The following is a 20,353-nucleotide window of genomic DNA, read 5'->3' on the forward strand; positions in this document are numbered from 1 at the left end:
CTCGGGTCGATCTCCAAGGCAATCTCTTATCCCAGTTCCTTGCTACGGCGTCGAAGATCAGCGACGAGGTTGTCAGACGCCCCTCCCCAAAAGACCGTACACAGTTAGGGATGTCGTTCACGCCTGCGCTTCTGCAAAAACCCCGACGGACTTTATTGTCTCGATTCAAGCTGGAGAGGCGTTGCGGTGATTTATTCCACCGTCACCGACTTGGCCAGATTGCGTGGCTTATCCACATCCGTCCCCCGCGCCAGCGCCGAGTGGTAGGCCAGCAGCTGCAGCGACACCACGTGCAGAATAGGCGACAGCAGCCCATAGTGCTCGGGCATGCGGATCACGTGCACGCCTTCGCCCGGCGTGATGCGCGAGTCGACGTCGGCGAACACGTACAGCTGGCCGCCGCGCGCGCGTACTTCCTGCATGTTCGATTTCAGCTTCTCGATCAGCGTGTCGTTCGGCGCGATGGTGACGACCGGCATTTCCTCGGTCACCAGCGCCAGCGGGCCGTGCTTGAGCTCGCCGGCCGGATACGCTTCGGCGTGGATGTAGGAAATCTCCTTGAGCTTGAGCGCGCCTTCGAGCGCGATCGGGTAGTGCATGCCGCGGCCCAGGAACAGGGCGTTTTCCTTGCGCGCGAAATCCTCGGCCCAGGCGATGATCAGCGGTTCCAGCGCCAGCACGGACGAAATGGCGACCGGCAGGTGGCGCATGGCTTTCAGGTGGGCCGCTTCTTCCTCGTCCGTCAGGCGGCCGTTGACCTGGGCCAGCGTCAGCGTCAGCAGGAACAGCGCGGCCAGCTGGGTAGTGAAGGCCTTGGTGGAGGCGACGCCCACTTCCACGCCGGCGCGCGTGATGTAGGCCAGCTTGCATTCGCGCACCATGGCGCTGGTGGCCACGTTGCACACGGTCAGCGTGTGTTCCATGCCCAGGCTGCGGGCATGCTTGAGGGCAGCCAGGGTGTCGGCCGTCTCACCGCTTTGCGAGATCGTCACCACCAGCGTGTTGGGGTGGGGCACGCTGTCGCGGTAACGGTATTCGCTGGCGATTTCCACGTTGACAGGGATCTTGGCCACCGATTCGATCCAGTATTTGGCCGTCAGGCCGGCGTAGTAGCTGGTGCCGCAGGCCAGCACCAGCACGCGGTCGATCTGCTTGAACACCTTGTAGGCGCCGTCGCCGAACAGTTCGGGCATGATGCCCGTCACGCCTTCGAGCGTGTCGCCGATCACGCGCGGCTGCTCGAAGATTTCCTTCTGCATGTAATGGCGGTACGGCCCCAGCTCAGCCGCGCCAGTGTGGGCGTGCACGGTCTTCACTTCGCGCTGTACTTGCTTGCCGCTTGCGTCGACGATCCAGGTGCGGCCCAGTTGCAGGTCGACCACGTCACCTTCTTCCAGGTAGATGATCTGGTCGGTGGTGCCGGCCAGCGCCATGGCGTCGGAGGCGACGAAATTCTCGCCCTGGCCCAGGCCGACGATCAACGGCGAGCCCTGGCGGGCCGCCACCACGCGGTGCGGTTCTTCGCGGCAGAACACGGCGATGGCGTAGGCGCCGTGCAGGCGCTTGACGGCTTGCTGCACGGTGTCGAACAGGTCGCCGTTGTACATGTGGTCGACCAGGTGGGCGATCACTTCCGTATCGGTCTGGCTCTGGAACACGTAGCCAAGCGCCGTCAGTTCGGCGCGCAGCTCGTCATGGTTTTCGATGATGCCGTTGTGCACCAGCGCGATGCGGGCCTGGTCGGCGCTGGGCGAGAAGTGCGGGTGGGCGTTGTGGGTGGCGGGCGCGCCGTGGGTGGCCCAGCGGGTGTGGGCGATGCCGGTGAAACCTTGCAGGTGTGATTCCTGGGTCTGCTTTTCCAGGTCGGCCACGCGCGAGGTGCTGCGCGAGCGCTGCAACTGGCCATCCGTGTGCAGCGCCACGCCGCAGGAATCGTAGCCACGGTATTCCAGCCGCTTCAAGCCTTCGAGCAGGATGGGGGTGATGTTACGTTGCGCTACCGCGCCGACGATGCCGCACATGTTGACCTCTTGGATGAGAAATTTGCAATGAATGCATCGTAGAGCAGCGGCTATGAAATATGCTTTCTAAATTAACCCATTTTTGAAATAAAATTTCATCAGCATGAGATGATGAAATATTATTTCATTCTTTGCGATTTTTTTACGAATTCCTCATACCGCCATGACAGATCCCAACATCCAGCTGGACGATATCGATCGTCGCATCCTCAATGCCCTGCAAATTGATGCGTCACAAACCAATAGTGAGCTGGCGCAGGAAGTGCACGTGTCGCCGCCCACTTGCCTGCGCCGGGTCAAGCAGTTGACGGAAACGGGGGTGATCGCACGCCAGGTGGCCATCGTGGCGCCGGAGAAGGTGGGTGCGCGCCTGACGGCCATTGTGGAAATCTCGCTCGATGTCCAGGCCGCCGAGCGCATGGACGAATTCGAGGCGCGCGTGGCCGATGAAAACGCGGTGCTGCAATGCTACCGCGTGGCGCCGGGGCCAGATTTCGTGCTGATCGTGCAGGTGACAGACATGCCAGCCTACCACGCGCTGGCCCACCGCCTGTTCGCGGCCCAGGCCAATGTGCGCAACGTGAAAGCGTATTTCTCCACCTTCCGCAGCAAATTCGAGACCCGCATCGTGGTGTGATCGACTTATCCCTGTCTTATCCCTGCCTTATTCCACCAGTTTTACACAAGCTTGTCCACAATGCCTGGCGAGGGATGCTGGCGCTGGAAAACTTATCCCGGGTTTTCCAGTTGCTATTCAGCGCTTATCCCGGTGCTTTTACACATCTTTATCCACAGAAATAAGTTGTCCCTGTAATGCCCACCGCTTTCCCACAGGCTTATCCACACCGGCTCTTGACGCGATGGCAAAACCGCATCGTTACAGGCTTTATGCGGATCGGGCATTTTCCGCTTACTCATGAGCATCAAGTTATCCCACGGTTTTCCCGCCCTTATACCGTTGTTTTCCTCCGTTTATGCCCGTGCTTCTCCACATGTTTATCCACAGAGCAAAAATCATCGTGTTCTGGGGAAAATTCAGGACGTAAAAAAGCCGGGAAGTTATCCCGGCTTGTTCAGGCACTTGCCCACAGCCTTATCCACAAAGCCGTGAACGGATTGGCGCTGGCTATTTCTTGATCTTCACGGGACGGGTCCAGCCGTCCACCGTCACCTGGCGGGCGCGCGACACGGTCAGCTTGCCGGCTGGCGCATCCTTGGCCAGCGTGGTGCCGGCGCCCAGGGTGGCGCCTTTGCCCACCGTCACGGGCGCGATCAGCTGGGTGTCACTGCCGATGAAGCAGTCGTCCTCGATCACGGTGCGGAACTTGTTGACGCCATCGTAGTTGCAGGTGATGGTGCCGGCGCCGATATTGACGCGCGACCCCACTGTGGCGTCGCCCACGTAGGCCAGGTGGTTGGCCTTGCTGTGCGGGGCGATCTGGGCGTTCTTGATTTCCACGAAATTGCCGATGTGGACATCCTGGCCCAGCTCCGTGCCGGGACGCAGCCGCGCATACGGGCCGATGATGGATGCCTCGCCCACCACCGCCTGCTCGATATGGCAGAACGGCTTGATCACGGCACCGGCCGCGATGCGGGCGTTGACCAGCACGCTGTGCGCGCCCACGGTCACGCCATCGGCCAGTTCCACCTTGCCTTCGAATACGCAACCGACGTCGATGGTCACATCGCGGCCGCAAATCAGTTCGCCACGCACGTCGATGCGGGCCGGGTCGAGCAGGGTGACACCCTGTTCCAGCAGGCGGTTGGCGATATTGCCCTGATGGATGCGTTCCAGCTGGGCCAGCTGCACCTTGCTGTTGACGCCAGCCACTTCCCATTGCGCACCGGGCTGGGCCGACACGACAGGCACGCCGTCGGCCACGGCCATGGCCACGATATCCGTCAGGTAATACTCACCTTGCGCGTTATTGTTCGACAGCGCGCCCAGCCATTGCTTGAGCTTGCCGCCGGGGGCGACCATGATGCCACTGTTGATTTCCTTGATGGCGCGCTCGGCCTCGGTGGCATCCTTTTGCTCGACGATGCGCACGATGCGGCCATCCTCGCGGATGATGCGGCCCAGGCCGAACGGATCGTCCTGCTCCACGGTCAGGATGGCCAGCTTGTCGTTGCCGGCCGCGTCCACCAGCGCGCGCAGGGTGGCGGCGCTGGTCAGCGGCACGTCACCGTACAGGATCAGGGTGGGCAAATTCTCGTCCAGCGCGGGCAGGGCTTGCATGACGGCGTGGCCGGTGCCCAGTTGCGGCTCCTGCAAAGCCGTGGCGACCGGCTCGGTCTGCCTGGACAGCAACTCCAGCACGGCCGCGCCACCATGGCCATAAATCACGCATAATTGATGTGGAGACAAGCTGCGCGCGGTATCGATCACGTGCGACAACATGGGCTTGCCGGCCACCGGGTGCAATACCTTGGGCAGGGCCGATTGCATGCGTTTGCCCATGCCGGCGGCGAGGATGACTACATTCATAGGGCCGTAGAACTCTGAAAGTTAAAAAGATGGAAAAGTTTAACATGCACGCCGCCCCGCTAAGGCGCGCGACACGTCTTTTCCTGCTGGGCATCGCGCTGCTGCTGGCCGCGTGCAGCTCGTTGCAACTGGCCTACAACCACGGCGACACGCTGCTCTACTGGTGGCTGGACGGCTATGTCGATCTGGACAGCGACCAGAAACCCTGGGTCAGGCAGGATATCGACGACTTTTTCCAGTGGCACCGCAAGACCCAGTTGCGCGACTACGCGCAAGTGCTGCAAACGGCCCGGCGCCAGTTGCAGGGCTCGCCCACGGAGGCGGATTTGCTGGCCGATTATGACGATATCCGCGCGCGTACCGAGTTGATGTTGCTCAAGGCCCTACCCCAGCTGGCCGAGCTGGCCCGCTCGCTGCGGCCCCAGCAGATTGAACAAATGGAGAAGAAGTTCGCCTCCAACAACGACACCTTCCGCCACAAGAACATGAAGGGCGACCGCGAGCACCAGCTGGCCTTCCGCTACGACAAGGCGATGGACCAGTTCGAGCTATGGTTCGGCAATTTCAGCCGCGAGCAGGAAGCGGCTATCCGCCAGGCGTCTGACGCGCGCCCGCTCAATAACGCGCTATGGCTGGACGAGCGCATCCGGCGCCAGCAAGCCATCCTGGCGCTGGTGCGGCGCGTGCAGCGCGACAAGCTGGGCCAGGACGCCACCATGGCCCTGATCCGCAGCCTGATCGAAGAGAACTTCGCGCGCCGCGGCCAGTCCGACCGCAAGGACTTTTTCGGCGAATACGACCAGGGCACGGCGCAGCTGGTGCTGACCGTGATCCAGCTCGCCACGCCGGCCCAGAAAGCGCACGCGCTCAAGCGCATGCAAGGCTGGATCGACGACTGCAACGCGCTGGCGGCGCAGGCCCATTGACCAGCGCCAGCAAGGCCGTATGCTATAGTGCCCGCTGTTGAATCAATGACTTAGCCCCATGCAGAAGAAGCCAGCCAAGCCCGCCAAAACCCCGGTCCACGGTCCGAAACACAGCAACCAGGTCCGCATCATCGGCGGCGCGTGGAAGCGCACGCCGCTGCCCGTGCTGGAAGCGCTGGGCCTGCGCCCGACCCCGGACCGGGTGCGCGAAACCGTGTTCAACTGGATCAACCACTTGCGCGATGGCTACTGGGCCGACGCCCAGGTGCTGGACCTGTTCGCCGGCAGCGGCGCGCTGGGCTTTGAAGCGGCCAGCCGCGGCGCCCAGTGCGTGACCATGGTGGACAGCCACGGCCCCGTGGTGCGCCAGCTGGAAGTGATCAAGGACAAGCTCAAGGCCGACAACGTGCAACTGCTGCGCGGCGACGCGCTGGCCGTGGCGCAAGGCGCGGCCGCCCGTGGCCAGCGCTACGACCTGGTGTTCCTCGATCCGCCCTACCAGCAGGATTTCCTCAGCCGCACCCTGCCGCTGTGCGCGAAGCTGATGAAGGAGGGCGGCCTGGTCTACGCCGAGTCGGGCCTGTCGCTCATCATGGAAGAGGGCGTCGAGACGCCGGACTGGCTGGCGCCGTGGGACATCATCCGGGCCGACAAGGCCGGCATGGTGTACTACCATTTGCTGAAGCTCAAGCCAGGCGCTGCCTGAACCGGATGGCGCGCGCGACTGACCAACAGTAAGGCGGCAAAACCCTTGTAAATCATGGCAAACGGCCTGCCATGGGGGCGAACGCCCGTTTTTGAGGCATAATGCGCGTTTATTGGTGCATCTGCAGGGAGCCGCAATGGTTGTAGCCGTTTATCCGGGAACTTTCGATCCGCTGACCCGTGGTCACGAAGATTTGGTGCGCCGCGCATCCGGTCTGTTCGACAAGCTGGTGGTGGGCGTCGCCGACAGCAAGAACAAGAAACCGTTCTTCTCGCTCGACGAGCGCCTGACCATCGCCAACGAAGTGCTGGGCCATTATCCCAACGTCAAGGTGGAAAGTTTTTCCGGACTGCTCAAGGATTTCGTGCGTGAGCATGATGCGCGCGTGATCGTGCGCGGTTTGCGCGCCGTGTCCGACTTTGAGTACGAGTTCCAGATGGCGGGCATGAACCGCTACCTGCTGCCGGACGTCGAAACCCTGTTCCTGACGCCGTCCGACCAGTACCAGTTCATCTCCGGCACCATCGTGCGGGAGATCGCCGTGCTCGGTGGCGACGTCTCCAAGTTCGTGTTCCCCTCCGTCGACCGCTGGCTGCAAAAGAAGATCGCCGCCACCCGCGACGAGCAAGGCAGTTAAGTTAGTAAGTAAGCAAGTAAGCGAGTCCTGTCATGGCATTAATGATTACCGACGAGTGCATCAATTGCGACGTGTGCGAGCCCGAGTGCCCGAACGACGCAATTTCCATGGGCGCTCAAATCTACGAGATCGATCCGGACAAATGCACGGAATGCGTGGGCCATTTCGATGAGCCCCAATGCAAGATCGTGTGTCCCGTCAACTGCATCCCCTTCAATCCGGCCTGGCGCGAATCCGAAGAGCAGCTGCGCGACAAGTTCGCGCGCCTGCAAGCGGCCAAGGACTGAGCTGCGCTGTCCGCGCGGACGCCCGTCCGCGCGCCATCCCTGGCCTAGGGAACTTCCTCTAAAATAGCATGACCGTGCGGCAAATTGGCCGCACTGCGCGTCCACGCGCAGCTCCCGGTGGTATATTTCAGCCACGCCAACATTGCGGACTGCATGAGGGCGGCCTACCACTACCCCCTGGAGACAGTATGACCAATCGCAGAACCACCCTGAAAAGCCTGCTGGCCGCCGCCATGCTGGCAACGAGCTTCAGCCTGCCCGCCGTGGCCGCCACGGAAGTGGCCGGCATCAAGTTTGACGACAACGTCACCCTGGCCGGCAAGGAATTGAAACTGAACGGCGCCGGCTTGCGCACCAAGGTGATTTTCAAGGTGTATGCGCTGGGCCTGTACCTGCCGGAGAAGAAGTCGACCGTGGCCGATATCCTGGCACTGCAAGGCCCGCGCCGCGTCTCCATCGTCATGATGCGCGACCTGAGCTCGGAAGATTTTGGCGAAGCCTTCATGGCCGGCCTGAAAGCCAATTCCACCGAGGCCGAGCGCGCCAAGGTATTGCCGCAAACGATGAAATTCGGTGAAATCTTCGCCCAGATCCCCAGCCTGAAAAAAGGTGACGTGCTGGCGCTGGACTGGACGCCGGGCGAGGGCACGCAGTGCCAGCTGAACGGCAAGAAGATCGGCGAGCCGCTGCCCGACCTGGCTTTCTATAACGCGGTGTTGCGCATCTGGCTGGGCGACAAGCCTGTGGATAGCTCGCTCAAGCCTCATCTGTTGGGCACGGCGAAGTGATTGCTGCGATGCGGCATCGGGCCTTGCCCGCTGCCGCGTCCGTTTTGATCAGGCGCGCGCGGCCAGTGCGCGCAGTTCAGCCGCGTGGCTGGGCGAACCTTCCATCGAATTCAACATACGGTTCAGCATCATCGCGTCGCGCATCTGGCGGCGCTGCAAACGCTGTTCCTTGGTCAATTTTGGCTTGATCACTAGCTTCAGCGCCCGCGCCACCCCCAACAGCAATGGTTTGAACAGCAGCAAAAAGGCCAGCGCCACGGTCAGGCCGGCGGTGATTTCCAGTGCGGCGATCAGGGAAAAATGCTGTGCGGCCGCGTGCACGAGGGAGATGATGGTAGACATGATGTGCAGGTACATTTAGAATCTACCGTAACTATAGTGCAGCGCAACATAACCATCCAATTTCATTTCCCGATAACAATTATGCGGATGGTGAATGGGATGAGTTATAGTTGACGAGGAAATCATATTTCTGAATTTTCCCGCCATACTCTACACTTGCCTTTAATCAACTAACCGCTGGGCTGCCATGAGCTTTCTGACGCTGGACTTGAATTTGTTGCGCGTCTTTGACGCCGTGATGACGGAGCAAAACCTGACTCGCGCCGCCGGGCACCTGGCCATGACCCAGCCCGCCGTGTCCAACGCCATCAAGCGCTTGCGCGAAAGCCTGGGCGATGAATTGCTGATCCGCACCGCCTACGGCGTCAAGCCGACGCCGCGCGCCGAAACCCTGTGGCCATCCGTGCGCAGCGCGCTGGCCAGCCTGGAAGCGGCCGTGGCGCCGGAAACCTTCGACGTCTCCAAGGCCCACGCCACCTTCCGCATGGCCATGGCCGACGCCACGGCCGCGTTCTGGCTGCCGTCGCTGATGCGTTCGATCGAGCGCGAGGCGCCCGGTGTGAACGTGCGCATGATGCCGCTGACCACGCGTGAACCGCGCCCCATGCTGCTGCGCGGCGACATCGACCTGGCCGTCGGTTTCTTCCCCGGCGTGGCGGCCCAGTTATCGAGCGACGTCGGTTCGCCGATCCGCCACGAGCGCCTGTATTCGGGCCATTACGTGTGCGTGATGCGGCGCGACCATCCGCTGGCCAAGGGCGAGCTGACGCTGGATAACTATTGCGCGGCCAACCACCTGCTGGTGAGTTTCTCGGGCCGGGCCCACGGCCTGGTCGACGAGGCGCTGGCACAATTGCAGCGCGAACGCCGCATCCTGCTGACGGTGAACCAGTTCTTCACGGCCGGCCGGGTGGTGGCCAATTCCGACCTGATCACCGTGCTGCCGCGCCACCTGATCGCCTCCACCGGCATGACGGACGCGCTGGTGTCGAAAGATCTGCCGTTCACCTTGCCGGCCGTCCACCTGGACATGCTGTGGCATGAACGCGATGCCCGCAGCCCGGCCCACAAATGGCTGCGCCAGCACCTGGAAGGCATGAATACCGTGGCCCAGCGCCTGGCACCCGGCACCAGCCCGAAGAACGATACCTACTGACCCGCCACCACGGCCGCGCTCAAGCGTGGCCGCTGGACTTGTAGCCGACCCGGAAACCGCCCCAGTGGCGGCCGTCCACGTAAATGGGCGCCGACAGGTCGTGCATCACTTCCCCCGTATCGCGCTTATATGTTTGCAGCAGGAACGGCTTGGTGTTGGCGCCGCAGCGCTTGCCCGTGCGGTCGTTGAAGATGCGCTTGGTGCGGTTATTGACGAAATCGACGTCGTAGTTGCCGGTGAGCGGCTGGGAAAACTTCTTGTTGTGGGTGGGGAAATAGCCATTGTTATCCACAGCACCCGCGTAGGTCAGCTGGGGCAGGGCGCGCAATACGGCTTCCTGCAACTCCGGCAGCACGCGGTCCGTGAACGCGTCGAAGCGCGTGCTGTGCTTGAGTGGATTGGTGTTCGGGATGGGCTGGTAATGGCGGTCGAACAGGGCTTCGCGCGTGATCTGGCCGCTGGCGATGGCTTGCGAGAAGATCTTGCCCACTTCCAGCGCCGCCTGCTGGGCCGCGATGCGGATCGCGTCGTGCGAGGTTTCGATGGCCGTGTCGCCCAGCGCGCCCGTGATCACCTCGGCCCGCTCGGCCAGCGCCATGGCCGAACTGGCCGCCTTGGGTAATTCCGCGTCGGTGGACAGCATGCTGTCGTGGATGCTGCGGATGGCGTCGGCGATGTCGTGGATGGTGGCCACCTGCTCGCGCGAGGCGCGCGCGATCTGGCCGATCTCATCCTCGGACACGCCCGACGAACGCTCGATATTGCCGAGCAAGCCGTGCACGGTTTCCACGTTGCCGGCCGCCTGGCTGACGGCATCGGCCAGCGTGTGCATGCCGGTGGTGGCGCGCTCGGCCTGTTCGTTGATTTCGCGCACCATGTGGCTGATTTCGTCCGTCGCCTCCTTGGTGCGCATGGCCAGCTGGCGCACTTCGCCGGCCACGACGGCAAAGCCGCGTCCGTGCTCACCGGCGCGGGCGGCCTCGATGGCCGCGTTCAGGGCCAGCAGGTTGGTGCGGGCGGAAATTTCGCTGATCGCTTCCGTGAAACCGTAGATGCGGCGGGAATTGGCTTGCAGTTCCGTCATCACGGTGGCGGCCGTCTGGGCATCCTGGCGGGCCGCGCTGATGCGCTGCAAGCCCTGGTCCGCTTCCTTGCGGCCCGCTTCCGTTTCCACCCGCACCTGGGACGCCACCTTGGCGGCCCGTTCGGCGTTGGCGGCGATGCGTTCGATGGTGGCGACATTGCGGCCGGAGCTGTCGGCAATGCCACTGGCCGTTTCCACGTCCTGCTCGATTTTCTTTTTGACGGTATCGACGAAGTAGGAGGTTTCCGCGGCGCCGATCATGATAGCGTCAATTGCCTCGCCCACGGTATGGGCGAAACGATGCGCGCCGTCATCGTCGGCATGGCGCCGGCCCAGGCTGACGATGAGCGCGCCAGCCAGCGCGGCCGGCGCGGCAAGCAGCAGCGATCCGCCGCCGCCAAACGCCAGCGATCCCAGATAAGCCAGGCCAGTACCACCGGCCGTCGCGCCCAACAGCCAGGCCGCCTGGCGCACCATCGTGTGCTGCAAGAATCTCATTCGCCCTCCGTGCGTTCGTCACAGCGGAGCAGCGCGCCTTGTCAGGCGCTGTCCTGGACACGAATGCGTCCGATTTTCATGCGACAAACCGATTCCAAAATACAACAGAACTTAATCTAGCTCAATCGCTATTTGTGACTAGAAGGCGCCAAGCCGTGCTATTTGATGGGCAACTTGGTGGTATTCTTCACCTCTTCCATGACGGCATAGGTGTGCGTTTCGCGCACGCCTTTTTGCAACAGCGTCTTGCCCAGGAATTCGCGGTAGGCAGCCATGTCCTTGACGCGGGCCTTGACCAGGTAGTCAAAGCCGCCGGCGACCATGTGGCATTCCAGCACTTCCGGGATCACTTGCACGCTCTGCTTGAAGGCGTCGAACACTTCCGGCGTGGTGCGGTCGAGCACGACCTCGATGAAGACCAGCAGCGATACGTCCAGCAGTTGCGGATTGAGCTGGGCCGTGTAGCCCATGATATAGCCCGATTCATGCAACTTGCGCACCCGCTCCAGGCAAGCGGCCGGCGACAGGTTGACGCGGGCCGCCAGCTCGACGTTGCTGATGCGGCCGTCGCTCTGCAATTCCATCAGAATTTTCTTGCTGATCTTGTCCAGCATACTGCACGCTCCCCCTCAATTTTATTTGGTCAAATTGTCGCACCAAAAACTATCTATTGCTAGTCCCCTGCAATACCAGAATTAATCCAGAAGATTCCCCATTACAATCAAATCATCAGCAGTTCATCGTTTTAGATGCCGATTACGCCCGCCAGCCCACGAGCCTGCCGGGCGTTTTTTGCACGTGGACTCATCAAAAACTTCACCGACAAGAGTATTCCATGCACCCAGCCGCTACCCCGGTTTCCACCCTTCCCTTCGCCGCGCTGCAGGCGGAAATCCTGCGTGATCCCACCCCGTTGCGCGCCGCCATCACCGGCGCCTACCGCCGCGACGAGGCGACGGCCGTGCAATGGCTGCTGGGCCAGGTGCGCGCCAGCGACGCCGCCACCGGCGCGCAAGCCCAGCAACTGGCACACAAGCTGGTGAGCGCCGTGCGCGAAAAGCGCACCCGCTCGTCCGGCGTGGATGCGCTGATGCATGAATTCTCGCTGTCATCGGAAGAAGGCGTGGCCCTGATGTGCCTGGCTGAAGCGCTGCTGCGCATTCCCGACAGCGCCACGGCCGACCGCCTGATCGCAGACAAGATCAGCAAGGGCGACTGGCGCAAGCACCTGGGCGAATCGCCTTCGCTGTTCGTCAACGCCGCCACCTGGGGCTTGCTGATCACAGGCAAACTGGTCACGACCAGCAGCGAAACGGGCCTTGGTTCGGCCATGACCAAGTTGATCGCCAAGGGCGGCGAACCGCTGATCCGCAAGGGCGTGGATCTGGCCATGCGCATGTTGGGTAATCAGTTCGTGACGGGCCAGACTATCGACGAAGCCATCAAGAACGGCCGCGACAATGAAGCGCGCGGCTACCGCTATTCCTACGACATGCTGGGCGAGGCGGCCCTGACGGACGCCGACGCGCTCAATTATTACGCTTCCTACGAAACGGCCATCCACGCGATCGGCAAGGCATCGAACGGCCGCGGCATCAAGGATGGCCCCGGCATTTCCGTCAAGCTGTCGGCCCTGCATCCCCGTTACAGCCGGGCCCAACGCGCGCGCGTGATGGATGAACTGCTGCCGCGCGTGAAACAGCTGGTGCTGCTGGCCAAGCACTACAACATCGGCCTGAACATCGACGCCGAGGAAACGGACCGGCTGGAACTGTCGCTGGACCTGATGGAGGCGATGGCCTTCGATCCCGAACTGGCCGGCTTCGACGGCATCGGCTTCGTGGTGCAGGCTTACCAGAAACGTTGCCCGTTTGTGATCGACTACCTGATCGACCTGGCCAAGCGCAGCGGCCGCAAGTTCATGGTGCGCCTGGTCAAGGGCGCATATTGGGATGCTGAAATCAAGCGCGCCCAGGTGGACGGCATGAACGGCTATCCGGTCTATACGCGCAAGGTGTACACGGACGTGTCTTACCTCGTGTGCGCGCAGAAGTTGCTGGGCGCCACCAGCGTCATCTACCCGCAGTTCGCCACCCACAACGCGCAAACCTTGTCCACCATCTACACCTGGGCCAAGCGCGATGGCGTGACCGACTATGAATTCCAGTGCCTGCACGGCATGGGCGAAACCCTGTACGACCAGGTGGTGGGCAAGGATAACCTGGACAAGGGTTGCCGTATTTATGCGCCGGTCGGCTCGCATGAAACGCTGCTGGCCTACCTGGTGCGCCGCCTGCTGGAAAACGGCGCCAATTCCTCGTTCGTCAACCAGATCGTCGATGCCAGCGTGCCCATCGAATCGCTGATCCAGGACCCGCTGCAACAGGCGCGCGCGCTGGGCGGCTCGCCCCATCCGGGCATCGCGCTGCCGCAAGCCATGTTCGGCGCCGAACGCCGGAACTCGGCCGGCGTCGACTTGTCCAATGAAGACGTGCTGCGCACGCTGGCCGATGCGCTGGCCGCCCCGCGCACCTGGCGCGCCGCGCCGCTGCTGGATGGCCCCGTCAGTGTGGGCCAGCCTTCGCAGGCCGTGACCAACCCGGCCCAGCGCACGGATGTGGTGGGCCAACTCGTTGAAGCGAGCGCGGCCGATGTGGAAACGGCGCTGGCCAGCGCCAGCCAGTACGCCATGGATTGGCAGACGACGGAACCGGCCCTGCGCGCGGCCGCGCTGACGCGCGCCGCCGACCTGTTCGAAACCCACCAGCATGAACTGATGACGCTGGCGGTGCGCGAAGCGGGTAAATCGTTGCCGAACGCTGTCGCGGAAATTCGCGAAGCGGTCGACTTCCTGCGCTACTACGCGGGCCAGGTGCATGGCGCTACCAACATGCTGGCGCTCGGTCCCGTGACCTGCATCAGCCCGTGGAATTTCCCACTGGCCATCTTCACGGGCCAGGTCGCCGCGGCGCTGGCCGCCGGCAACGTGGTGCTGGCCAAGCCGGCCGAGCAAACGCCGCTGATCGCCTGCCGCGCCGTGGAACTGCTGCACGCAGCAGGCATTCCGCGCGGCGCGCTGCAATTCCTGCCCGGCCGCGGCGAAGTGGTGGGTGCCGGGCTGTGCAACGACGCCCGCGTCAAGGGTGTCATTTTCACGGGCTCGACGGAAGTGGCCCAGCTGATCAACCGCACGCTGGCACGCCGCGCCGTGGCGGAGGGCACGGACATTCCGCTGATCGCCGAAACGGGCGGCCAGAACGCCATGATCGTCGATTCGTCGGCGCTGCCAGAACAGGTGGTGCAGGATGCGATCTCGTCGGCCTTCGACAGCGCCGGCCAGCGCTGCTCGGCCCTGCGCGTGCTGTTCCTGCAGGAAGATATCGCCGACAAGACCATCAAGATGCTCAAGGGCGCCATGCTGGAACTGAAGGTCGGCAATCCGGACCGGCTGACGACCGACATCGGCCCCGTGATCGACGCGGAAGCGCAGCAAAACCTGCTGGGCCACATCAACCGCCTCAAGCAGACGGCCGTCAGCCATTTCGCGCTGGAACTGCCGCTCAACGTGGCCGGCACCTTCGTGCCGCCGACCGTGATGGAAATCCGCTCGCTGAGCGAACTGAAGCAGGAAGTGTTCGGCCCCGTGCTGCACGTGATCCGCTACAAGCGCGCCGACCTGGGCAAGCTGGTGGAACAGATCAACGCCAGCGGCTACGGCCTGACGCTGGGTATCCATTCCCGCATCGATGAAACCATTGAGTTCATCAGCACGCGCGCCCATGTGGGCAACATCTACGTGAACCGCAACATCGTGGGCGCCGTGGTCGGCGTGCAACCGTTTGGCGGCGAAGGCAAATCGGGCACCGGCCCCAAAGCGGGCGGCCCGCTGTACCTGAAACGGCTGCAGCGCGGCGCGGCCATTGTGGCCCAGCACGGCCACCAGGGTTCGGCGGCGCTGGATGACCTGGAGCAGTGGGCCAAACAGCAGGGCAAGGAGCAACTGGCCAGCATGATCGAGCAATACAGCCGCACGACCATGCTGGGCAGCACCACCGTCCTGCCTGGCCCGACGGGAGAACGCAATACCTTGAGTTTCGTGGGCCGTGGCGCCATCGTCTGCGCGGCATCGACGGCCGCCTGCCTGCTGAATCAACTGGCCGCCACCTTGGCGACCGGCAATACCGCCTTGATGAGCACGGAAACGGCCTGCCTGCTGCCTGCTGGCTTGCCGGCATCCGTGATGGCAGGCGTACGCACGGTCGCAATGCTGGGCCAGCTCGAAGGCGAATTCCAGGTCGCTCTGGTGGAATCGTCGCTGGTGAACACGCTGCGCCCGCAGCTGGCGGCCCGTGACGGCGCGCTGGTGGCCCTGATCGACACCAACGAAGACGGCGCCATCCCGCTGTGGCGCCTGCTCGCCGAGCGCGCCCTGTGCGTCAACACAACGGCAGCCGGCGGCAACGCCAGCCTGATGACGCTGGAAGCCTAAGCCCAAAAACCTTACCCCACCCCAAAATCGGGGACGTAACACGGTTTTTCCTGAAAGGAAAACTGTGTTACGTCCCCGATTTTTCTATTGAGCAAGACAGAAGCGTTGGAGGATGTCGAAGGCGTAGGGGGAGGCGACGGTTTTGACAAAATGCATGAAGTCAGTGGCGGCGTCTTCATTGGCTTTGTCTGAAATCGTGCGGATGACGGCGAACGGGATGCCCAGCTCAAAACACACTTGCGCCACTGCCGCGCCTTCCATTTCCACCGCCAGCAAGGCGGGCAGGGCCGCTTTCAGCTGCGTGACCTGGCCTCGCTTGCCGATGAACTGGTCGCCACTGGCGATCAAGCCGCGGTGCAGCCGCGGTTTGTTCAATCGGAATGCGTGCGCCGTTTCCGGGCTGATCACGCCACCCAGGCCATGCTCGATAAATTGCTGGCCAGCGCCAGCCATCCGATCGCTCAATGTCACGTCCGTTTCGAAGTGCGACAAACCCGTCAAGGGGATCTGATAGCGCGGAAACAGGGGACTGGCGTCAAAATCGTGCTGAACCAGCGATTCTGCCACCACTATATCCCCAACATTGACCTCAGGATCGGCACTGCCAGCGACGCCGGTGAACACGATGTGCGTAACTTCGAACTTTTCCACAAGGATTGCGGCTGTCATGGCCGCTGCAACCTTGCCTATACGCGATAAAACGCACACAGCGTCGATTTCCCACAACTTCCCTGCCGTGTACTCCCGCATGCCGTGCACGCGCTTGTAGGGCCCTTCCATGGCTTCTATCAGCCCGTGCTGTTCTTCAGCCAACGCGCTGATGATGCCTAAACGCATACTTTTCTGTGAATTCATCGTCCTGGAGGCGGTTTTTCAAGGTGGACAACGGACGATTTTTCCACTGCGTACCGTTGCTCAGTGTTTTATATAAAGATGAATATATAAACCTGATAGTAGATAGTAAACCTGCACTTTTCTGTGGATAAGCTGGTAAACCATAACAAAATCATGGTCTTAGCGTACAGACAACCGGCTGCACAAGCATTGTATCTACGACGGATGAATTTGGGATAAAAAATTTCGTGTGCACAAGTAGCGTGTTTTCCCACATCTCGTCCTGTGGATATGCAGGCGCTTATCCACAACACGGAAGTAAAAATGACGCGATTAGAGGCATTTCTTGGCCAGCTTTGCGCTCCTGGATGCGAAGCAGGCGCTTCTAGCACGTTTGGCAGTACAGCGGTTAACGTTTTTTTTTGAGCGCCCGGCGGCTTTTGCGTTTTAGTTGTTTACAAAAGTTTTATATCAAAATAGTAGTAGTAGTAAACGTGTAAATTCCTGTGGATAAGTAGGTTAACAGCTTAAAAATCATCCGTTTACGACGTAGATAAGCTCTTGCATAATCGCTGTATCAGTTCAGGAGCAATTCTGTATAAAATGGCGGCCTTTGGACAAATTTGTCCTTACGCACAAGTCGTCCTGTGGATATCCAGTAAGTTATCAACAGGCTAATCACCAAACCAGTGGTTTTCTCACGTTTTTTCGCCTTCAGTCACCCAACTTGGTGGCCTTTCCGCCATAAAACCGCGAAATCTGAGTTTCGACGCCTCCAATCAAGAACCGTTTTGCGGCGACAGGTCTTTACTCAAGGCGCCTGGGCCCAACCGTCCCGAATCTTTTGAAGGGGCAAGCATCCCGTTGCCATGGAATGCAGGAAAAAGTGAGCACGTCATCACGTACAAGGTAAGCGAGGCAAACGTTGCGAAGCGTAGTGCTGGCCGGCAGGTCTGGTGTTCAGCATGGTCATCTCGCGTGTCGCGCGGCGTGAGCCGCGCTCGCTGACAAAGTCGCATCCGTGTCCGGTTTTTCTTCGCGTTGTGTTGGCTTTGGTTTACTGTAAAGTCGTATATAAAAATAGTAGTAGTTGTTAACGCAGACACGTTTCTGTGGATAAGTCAGCAATTTGGATTAGAATCAAGCGTTTGCGCGATGCATAAGCAGGCGCGTAAACCTTGTATGACCGGCGCACTGTTTTGGGATAAAAAAGCGGCGCCGGATTTTGGGTTTGTTTACTCACATTTCGCGCCTGTGGATATCCAGAGACTTGTCCACAAGAAAAACGGCCGAATTTGCCGGTTTTTTGTGCATGAACCGCCACGGGACGTTGTTTCAGGAGGAAATGCATGGATTTACGGACACTTTTTCCACATCCCATCATCCAGGGACCGATGGCTGGCGGCCCCAATACACCTGCCCAGGTGGCGGCCGTGTCAGATACCGGCGCACTGGGATCGCTGGCCGGCTCGTTGTTGTCGCCCGACACCTTGCGTACCCAGGTTGCCCAGATCCGCAGCCTGACAGACCGTCCTTTCTGCCTCAATTTCTTTGTTTTACAGACGCCGTCGCCCGATGCGGCCGAGGTCGCAGCCGGCATCGCCATGCTGGAGCCAGTCTGGTCGGCCCTGGGATGGTCGGATCTGCCGAAACCAGCCAAATGGTGCGAGGATTTCGCGGCCCAGTTTGAAACGTTGATCGAGTTGAAACCGGTTGTCGCCAGTTTCACGTTCGGCATCCTCAGCGCGCAGCAGATCGCGCGTTTGCATGATGCCGGCATCTTCGTGATCGGCACCATCACCACTGTCGATGAGGCGTTGGCCTGGCAGGAACGGGGCGCCGATGCCGTCATCGCGTCCGGCGTGGAGGCGGGCGGCCATCGTGGCACTTTCCTCGGTCCGCAAACGGAGGCCAAGCTGACCACTTTCGAATTGTTGCCACAAGTGGTGGCCGCCGTGCGTATTCCTGTAATCGCGGCCGGCGGCATCATGGATGGCGCCGACATCAAGCGTGCGCTGGCAGCCGGCGCCCAGGCGGTGCAGATGGGCACGGCGTTTCTCGTGACGGACGAATCAGGCATCCATCCCGCTTACAAGCAGCGTTTGTTGACGGCGGGCGAGCATCCAACCCGGCTCACGCGCAGTTTTTCCGGCCGTTATGCGCGCGGCCTGGACAATCGCTTCATGCAGATGATGGCGGCCGTGGAGCAACAAGTGCCACCATATCCTGTGCAAAATGCACTCACTGGCAGTATTCGGGCGGAAGCGGCCAAGCGCGGCGACACGGAATTCATGTCCTTGTGGTGCGGGATGGGCGTGGCGCGGGCGCGCGCGATGCCGGTTGCGCAACTGGTGCAGACCCTGTTGGCGGAAATCAAAGCCGCTTGAACGTAGCGTAGCCGCAACTTTATCGTGGAGGAACGGCATTGGAATCAGCGGGAGAGTACGACTACGTCATCGTGGGCGCTGGTTCGGCCGGTTGTGTGCTGGCCAACCGGCTCAGCCGCGACAAGGACGCCCAGGTGTTGCTGATCGAGGCGGGTGGCAAGGATGATTATGTGTGGATTCATATCCCGGTTGGCTATTTGCATTGCATCGGCAACCCGCGCACGGATTGGCTTTACCGTACCGAGTCCGATGCCGGCCTTGGCGGACGCAGCCTGATTTATCCGCGCGGCAAAGTGCTGGGCGGCAGTTCTTCCATCAACGGCATGATTTATATGCGCGGCCAGGCGGGCGATTACGACCGCTGGGCCGAGCTGACGGGCGATCCAGGCTGGCGCTGGGATGCGGTGTTGCCATTGTTTAAGCAAAGCGAGGATTACCATGGCGGCGCCTCGGCCGTGCATGGCGCGGGCGGCGAGTGGCGGGTGGAAAAGCAGCGCCTGTCGTGGAAAATCCTCGATGCATTCCGTGAGGCGGCCGAGCAGACCGGCATCGCCAGGGTGGATGATTTCAATGGCGGCGACAATGCCGGCTGCGGCTATTTCGACGTGAACCAGAAGCGGGGCATCCGGTGGAATGCGTCCAAGGCCTTCCTGCGGCCCGTTGCGGGGCGACCCAACCTGACCATCATGACGGGCTGCCACGTGGAACGGTTGGTGATCGAGCGGGACGAGCATGGCCCCGTTTGCCGCGGCGTGCAGTTTACGGGCGGCGGCACAGCCTGGAACGCGCGCGCCAGGCGGGAAACCTTGCTGACGGCCGGCGCGATCGGTTCGCCGCACATCCTGCAATTGTCGGGCATCGGACCGGCGGCGCTGCTGCAATCCCATGGCATCACGCCGGTGGCTGATTTGGCCGGCGTGGGCGAGAATTTGCAGGATCATTTGCAGCTGCGCATGGTGTACAAGGTGAAGGGGGCGAAAACCCTGAACACCATGGCCAGCACCTGGTACGGCAAGATGAAAATCGGGCTTGAATATGCGCTGCGGCAAAGCGGGCCGATGTCGATGGCGCCGTCGCAGCTGGGTGCCTTTGCCAGATCCGATCCCGGCGTGGCCACGCCGGACCTGGAATACCATGTCCAGCCTTTATCGCTGGAAAAATTTGGCGAGCCCTTGCATGCGTTTCCAGCTTTCACGGCCAGCGTGTGCCACTTGCGGCCCACGTCGCGCGGGCAGGTGCGCATCGTCTCGGCCGATTCTTTTGCGGCGCCGGCCATCGCACCGCACTACCTGAGCACGGCGGAGGATCGCAAGACGGCAGCCGCCGCGCTGGCATTGACGCGCCGCATCGTCGCCGCGCCCGCGCTGCAGCCGTTCGCGCCGGAGGAATTCAAGCCGGGGCTGCATTTTCAGACCGAGGAAGAACTGGCGCAGGCGGCCGGTACCATCGGTACGACGATTTTCCATCCGGTGGGCACGTGCAAAATGGGACGGGCCGACGACCCTGCGGCGGTGGTCGATCCTGCTTTGCGCGTGATCGGGGTGCGGGGCTTGCGTGTGGCAGATGCGGCTATCATGCCGAATATTACTTCCGGGAATACCAACTCTCCCACTATGATGATCGCGGAGAAAGCAGCCGGACTGATCCATGCTTGCTGGAAAAACCGGTAACAGAATGTCGTATTTTGAGCGATTTTTGCCCCACATT

The 20,353-nt window shown here is 61.5% G+C and carries 17 protein-coding genes; 10 read left to right on the forward strand and 7 right to left on the reverse strand.

Going from position 1 to position 20,353, the window contains the following annotated elements; all coding sequences use genetic code 11:
* Positions 1–191 precede the first annotated feature (191 nt).
* Complete coding sequence (glmS, locus tag H3H36_RS05480; protein WP_182214987.1) at positions 192–2,021, reverse strand: glutamine--fructose-6-phosphate transaminase (isomerizing); 1,830 nt, start codon at positions 2,019–2,021, stop codon at positions 192–194.
* Positions 2,022–2,184: 163 nt separating this feature from the next.
* Between glmS and H3H36_RS05485 the strand changes: the two genes are divergently transcribed.
* Positions 2,185–2,658 carry an Lrp/AsnC family transcriptional regulator gene (locus H3H36_RS05485; protein ID WP_182214990.1) on the forward strand — a complete coding sequence of 158 codons (474 nt, stop codon included), beginning with the start codon at positions 2,185–2,187 and terminating at the stop codon, positions 2,656–2,658.
* A gap of 489 nt (positions 2,659–3,147) precedes the next feature.
* On the opposite strand, the gene glmU is transcribed toward H3H36_RS05485, so the two are convergent.
* Positions 3,148–4,512 carry a bifunctional UDP-N-acetylglucosamine diphosphorylase/glucosamine-1-phosphate N-acetyltransferase GlmU gene (gene glmU, locus H3H36_RS05490; protein ID WP_182214992.1) on the reverse strand — a complete coding sequence of 455 codons (1,365 nt, stop codon included), beginning with the start codon at positions 4,510–4,512 and terminating at the stop codon, positions 3,148–3,150.
* Positions 4,513–4,541: 29 nt separating this feature from the next.
* Here glmU and H3H36_RS05495 point away from each other — a divergent pair, with 29 nt between their 5' ends.
* The 5 genes from H3H36_RS05495 to H3H36_RS05515 all read left to right on the forward strand — a co-directional run bounded on the left by H3H36_RS05495 (position 4,542) and on the right by H3H36_RS05515 (position 7,856).
* Positions 4,542–5,438: a DUF6279 family lipoprotein gene (locus tag H3H36_RS05495; protein ID WP_182214994.1), complete on the forward strand. Its 897-nt coding sequence runs from the start codon at positions 4,542–4,544 to the stop codon at positions 5,436–5,438.
* A gap of 58 nt (positions 5,439–5,496) precedes the next feature.
* Positions 5,497–6,144, forward strand: a complete 648-nt coding sequence (gene rsmD / locus H3H36_RS05500; RefSeq protein ID WP_182214997.1) for a 16S rRNA (guanine(966)-N(2))-methyltransferase RsmD — start codon at positions 5,497–5,499, stop codon at positions 6,142–6,144.
* A gap of 136 nt (positions 6,145–6,280) precedes the next feature.
* A complete protein-coding gene (gene coaD, locus H3H36_RS05505) occupies positions 6,281–6,781 on the forward strand; it encodes a pantetheine-phosphate adenylyltransferase (RefSeq protein WP_182214999.1) in 501 nt (166 codons plus the stop codon).
* Between the two features lie 32 nt (positions 6,782–6,813).
* Positions 6,814–7,068 (forward strand): YfhL family 4Fe-4S dicluster ferredoxin, encoded by a 255-nt coding sequence (locus H3H36_RS05510; protein ID WP_182215001.1) that lies wholly within the window; start codon positions 6,814–6,816, stop codon positions 7,066–7,068.
* A 188-nt stretch (positions 7,069–7,256) separates the two neighbouring features.
* Positions 7,257–7,856: a chalcone isomerase family protein gene (locus tag H3H36_RS05515; RefSeq protein WP_182215004.1), complete on the forward strand. Its 600-nt coding sequence runs from the start codon at positions 7,257–7,259 to the stop codon at positions 7,854–7,856.
* Between the two features lie 48 nt (positions 7,857–7,904).
* On the opposite strand, the gene H3H36_RS05520 is transcribed toward H3H36_RS05515, so the two are convergent.
* Positions 7,905–8,198 (reverse strand): hypothetical protein, encoded by a 294-nt coding sequence (locus H3H36_RS05520; protein WP_229219758.1) that lies wholly within the window; start codon positions 8,196–8,198, stop codon positions 7,905–7,907.
* A 187-nt stretch (positions 8,199–8,385) separates the two neighbouring features.
* Here H3H36_RS05520 and H3H36_RS05525 point away from each other — a divergent pair, with 187 nt between their 5' ends.
* Positions 8,386–9,354: a LysR family transcriptional regulator gene (locus H3H36_RS05525; RefSeq protein WP_182215008.1), complete on the forward strand. Its 969-nt coding sequence runs from the start codon at positions 8,386–8,388 to the stop codon at positions 9,352–9,354.
* Between the two features lie 19 nt (positions 9,355–9,373).
* Here H3H36_RS05525 and H3H36_RS05530 read toward each other — a convergent pair whose 3' ends face one another.
* Together H3H36_RS05530 and H3H36_RS05535 are read right to left on the reverse strand one after the other, a co-directional pair.
* The gene (locus H3H36_RS05530; protein WP_182215010.1) at positions 9,374–10,936 is read right to left on the reverse strand and encodes a methyl-accepting chemotaxis protein; all 1,563 of its coding nucleotides are present in this window, start codon (positions 10,934–10,936) and stop codon (positions 9,374–9,376) included.
* 158 nt (positions 10,937–11,094) lie between these two features.
* The gene (locus H3H36_RS05535; RefSeq protein ID WP_182160856.1) at positions 11,095–11,550 is read right to left on the reverse strand and encodes an Lrp/AsnC ligand binding domain-containing protein; all 456 of its coding nucleotides are present in this window, start codon (positions 11,548–11,550) and stop codon (positions 11,095–11,097) included.
* Positions 11,551–11,771: 221 nt separating this feature from the next.
* Here H3H36_RS05535 and putA point away from each other — a divergent pair, with 221 nt between their 5' ends.
* Entirely contained in the window at positions 11,772–15,425 is a 3,654-nt protein-coding gene (gene putA / locus H3H36_RS05540) for a trifunctional transcriptional regulator/proline dehydrogenase/L-glutamate gamma-semialdehyde dehydrogenase (RefSeq protein WP_182215012.1), read from the forward strand.
* Positions 15,426–15,509: 84 nt separating this feature from the next.
* On the opposite strand, the gene H3H36_RS05545 is transcribed toward putA, so the two are convergent.
* Entirely contained in the window at positions 15,510–16,262 is a 753-nt protein-coding gene (locus tag H3H36_RS05545; RefSeq protein ID WP_182215015.1) for a 5'-methylthioadenosine/adenosylhomocysteine nucleosidase, read from the reverse strand.
* A gap of 1,090 nt (positions 16,263–17,352) precedes the next feature.
* On the reverse strand, positions 17,353–17,610 hold the full coding sequence (locus H3H36_RS05550; protein WP_182215018.1) for a hypothetical protein: 258 nt from the start codon (positions 17,608–17,610) through the stop codon (positions 17,353–17,355).
* Here H3H36_RS05550 and H3H36_RS05555 point away from each other — a divergent pair.
* Positions 17,609–18,646: an NAD(P)H-dependent flavin oxidoreductase gene (locus H3H36_RS05555; RefSeq protein ID WP_182215020.1), complete on the forward strand. Its 1,038-nt coding sequence runs from the start codon at positions 17,609–17,611 to the stop codon at positions 18,644–18,646. The genes H3H36_RS05550 and H3H36_RS05555 overlap by 2 nt on opposite strands.
* A gap of 38 nt (positions 18,647–18,684) precedes the next feature.
* Positions 18,685–20,316 (forward strand): GMC family oxidoreductase, encoded by a 1,632-nt coding sequence (locus H3H36_RS05560; RefSeq protein ID WP_182215023.1) that lies wholly within the window; start codon positions 18,685–18,687, stop codon positions 20,314–20,316.
* Positions 20,317–20,353: the final 37 nt, after the last annotated feature.

It is taken from the genome of Rugamonas fusca, assembly GCF_014042365.1.
In the GTDB taxonomy this organism is placed as follows: Bacteria; Pseudomonadota; Gammaproteobacteria; order Burkholderiales; family Burkholderiaceae_D; genus Rugamonas; species Rugamonas fusca.

Coding starts and splice junctions, on each gene's coding strand:
- glmS (WP_182214987.1), bottom strand. CDS start 2,021: ATGTGCGGCATCGTCGGCGCGGTAGCGCAACGTAACATCACCCCCATC.
- H3H36_RS05485 (WP_182214990.1), top strand. CDS start 2,185: ATGACAGATCCCAACATCCAGCTGGACGATATCGATCGTCGCATCCTC.
- glmU (WP_182214992.1), bottom strand. CDS start 4,512: ATGAATGTAGTCATCCTCGCCGCCGGCATGGGCAAACGCATGCAATCG.
- H3H36_RS05495 (WP_182214994.1), top strand. CDS start 4,542: ATGGAAAAGTTTAACATGCACGCCGCCCCGCTAAGGCGCGCGACACGT.
- rsmD (WP_182214997.1), top strand. CDS start 5,497: ATGCAGAAGAAGCCAGCCAAGCCCGCCAAAACCCCGGTCCACGGTCCG.
- coaD (WP_182214999.1), top strand. CDS start 6,281: ATGGTTGTAGCCGTTTATCCGGGAACTTTCGATCCGCTGACCCGTGGT.
- H3H36_RS05510 (WP_182215001.1), top strand. CDS start 6,814: ATGGCATTAATGATTACCGACGAGTGCATCAATTGCGACGTGTGCGAG.
- H3H36_RS05515 (WP_182215004.1), top strand. CDS start 7,257: ATGACCAATCGCAGAACCACCCTGAAAAGCCTGCTGGCCGCCGCCATG.
- H3H36_RS05520 (WP_229219758.1), bottom strand. CDS start 8,198: ATGTCTACCATCATCTCCCTCGTGCACGCGGCCGCACAGCATTTTTCC.
- H3H36_RS05525 (WP_182215008.1), top strand. CDS start 8,386: ATGAGCTTTCTGACGCTGGACTTGAATTTGTTGCGCGTCTTTGACGCC.
- H3H36_RS05530 (WP_182215010.1), bottom strand. CDS start 10,936: ATGAGATTCTTGCAGCACACGATGGTGCGCCAGGCGGCCTGGCTGTTG.
- H3H36_RS05535 (WP_182160856.1), bottom strand. CDS start 11,550: ATGCTGGACAAGATCAGCAAGAAAATTCTGATGGAATTGCAGAGCGAC.
- putA (WP_182215012.1), top strand. CDS start 11,772: ATGCACCCAGCCGCTACCCCGGTTTCCACCCTTCCCTTCGCCGCGCTG.
- H3H36_RS05545 (WP_182215015.1), bottom strand. CDS start 16,262: ATGCGTTTAGGCATCATCAGCGCGTTGGCTGAAGAACAGCACGGGCTG.
- H3H36_RS05555 (WP_182215020.1), top strand. CDS start 17,609: ATGGATTTACGGACACTTTTTCCACATCCCATCATCCAGGGACCGATG.
- H3H36_RS05550 (WP_182215018.1), bottom strand. CDS start 17,610: ATGCATTTCCTCCTGAAACAACGTCCCGTGGCGGTTCATGCACAAAAA.